The organism is Rickettsia argasii T170-B, from assembly GCF_000965185.1.
In the GTDB taxonomy this organism is placed as follows: Bacteria; Pseudomonadota; Alphaproteobacteria; order Rickettsiales; family Rickettsiaceae; genus Rickettsia; species Rickettsia rickettsii.
In genome coordinates, this window is sequence record NZ_LAOQ01000023.1 from 1 (window position 1) to 2,501 (window position 2,501).

Sequence of the window (2,501 nt, forward strand, 5' to 3'; positions counted from 1 at the left end):
AAAAGCAAATATTAGCAGCTTGGTTGTTTTTATAAAGCATTTTTGCTAAAGTACCTGCTTCTACAAAATCTGCTCCCCTGATCTTATCTTGGATAACAGCTTTTTTACCTCGATACATAAAAAAGATGATAGCAGTAAACAGACCAATGGTAAAAGTAATAATACCTTCTTGCCAAGCTGAATGCAATAAAAATTGCTCAAATTGATTGATATTATGCGAATGCGGTGTAACATGCCAAAATTTATGAACAAATTCTTCAGCATTACGGTAAACCCAAGCTTTTTGTTCTAAATAATAGAATTTAATACCTATTTGGCTTATAGGGTAAAAATGCTCTCCTATGGCAAGTTTTAATTGTACGTATCGCTCTATGATAAAATAATATAGACTTATCAAGGATAATTTTTGATATGTACGCCACATTAACCAAACTACAGTAAATATTAATCCAATAGTTAAAGCATTAATACTGCCTTGCCCAAGCATTCTCATCTGATGAGCAAAGATTTGTGAACCACGAGTAAAATTATTTTGATTTTGTGGTTGCATAGAATTATAAATTATCTTGCATTATCTTTAATTTTTCTTCAAACTCACCAGCCATCAGATCATTACCTAGTTTTCTTAAAGCCTTAATTATTTCTTTATATTCTGTCATAAGATTAGGTTTATATTTAAGAGCTAAATTAAAGTTTTCTTTTGCTTCTTTATGTTTGTTTAAATTCACTAAAGTAATAGCTTTTTCTAAGTAGCTCTCAGCATAATCAGCTTGACGATTAATCGCTAGATCATAGCTCTTAATTGCTTCTTGATATTTACCTAATTTTCTAAGGGCTATACCTTTTTCTAAGTATGATCCTATATAATCAGGACTATATTTGATTGCTAAATCACAATTCTCTATTGCTTCCTTATGTTTTTTTAATATGTTTAAAGACATGGCTTTGTTATAGTATGCTTCTACACAATTAGGCTGATATTTGATAACTATATTACAGGTATCAATTGCTTCTTGATATTTTCCTAAATTTATTAAAGATACACTTTTATTGTTATAGCTGTTAACATAATCAGGTTTATATTTAATAGCCAAATTATAGTTTTCTATCGCTTCCTGATTTTGCCATAAAGACATTAAAGATATTCCCTTATTATAATAAGCTTCCGGATATTTTGGGTCATATTGCAGTGCAAGATCATACTGTTCTATTGCTTCTGGATATTTACCTAAGTCATTTAACACACTGCCCTTATTATTATAAGCTACTGCAAAATGTGGATTATATTTAAGTGCAATATCAAAATTTTTTATTGCCTCCTGATATTTTCCTAACACTTTTAATGTATATCCTGTATTGTTATATGCCGATGGATAAATAGGTTGATATTTAAGAGCACTGTTAAAATTATTTATTGCTTCCTGATGTTTTCCTAAATCATTTAATACCATTCCCTTACTATTATAACACTTAGCACAATCATATTTATATTTAACAGCTAAATCAAAATTTTTTATTGCTTCCTCATATTTACCTAAATTATATAATGACTTACCAATATTAAAATATTCTTCAGCTAAAATATTTGGATCTTGAATTTTACTCTTTTGATCTATTTGTGGTTGCTCATTAATAGAATTAGTGGAGTTTTCTGCAAAAGCACTGCTAAAAAATATTAATGGCAAAATAAATAAAACTGCTAATTTTTTAATGTTTTTCATAAATTGCTTCTCAATTACTATCATTTTTATAGCCTGGTAGTTTAATATTTCTTTTCTTTATTGCCTTATCACTAATGCCAAGATTATCCGCTATTTGCTGGCCAGTTCTGACAATCGTTGATTCAGGAGTTTTATTAAATTCATCTTCGATCTGTTCCTTCTTATTTTTTACTTTAGCAGATAACTGATCAAGAAGCTTTATTTTTTCTACTTCATTATTATCTACATTATTAATTAGCATTTGTTCTACATTTTTATCATAAATATCATTTTTTCTGTCATCAATACTACTAATAGCAGCTTGATCATTTAACTGTTTAGTTTTTTTATCAAAACTTGATCGCAAGCTTTCTTTAGATGGAATATTGATATTACTTTCAGAATTTAAGTTTTGCGGTATAGTATTATTAATTTTAGCTACATCTAAAGCTATTTGCTCGGCTTCTTGTTGGTGAGTACTCGCCCACATAGCAGCTTGTTCTTTACTACTTACCCCGGGAATATTTTTAGCAATTATACTATTTAATACCGGTTCATTTAAATTACGATCAATAGCAGCAGAGTTTTGTGCTATATAATTCATATTATAGCTTAATTGCTGCATATTTTGTTTAGTTTGGGCGATTTCTTGTCCGACAGATTGTTGCTCAGAAAAATTACTATTTAGATTATTGCTAAGTGACTGTGTATTACTATTTGCACTGCTTAGTCTGCCATTTTTAGTAGCACTCTTAATCTTAGACAATGCTTCATTATATGATTGCTGTTGGTTTACTGATT

General features: G+C 29.0%; 2 protein-coding genes and 1 pseudogene. All 3 read right to left on the bottom strand.

All coding sequences use genetic code 11. The annotated features are described in order from the left end of the window. Positions 1-550, bottom strand: a 550-nt coding sequence (locus RAT170B_RS07695; RefSeq protein WP_315849893.1) for a TraD N-terminal domain-containing protein, incomplete at its 3' end; no start/stop codon positions are given. A gap of 4 nt (positions 551-554) precedes the next feature. Further along, positions 555-1,721, bottom strand: coding sequence for a tetratricopeptide repeat protein (locus RAT170B_RS07700; RefSeq protein WP_186786315.1), 1,167 nt, complete (start codon positions 1,719-1,721; stop codon positions 555-557). A 10-nt stretch (positions 1,722-1,731) separates the two neighbouring features. Beyond that, positions 1,732-2,501 (bottom strand): annotated as a pseudogene (locus tag RAT170B_RS07705) (conjugal transfer protein TraG); the annotation flags it as partial.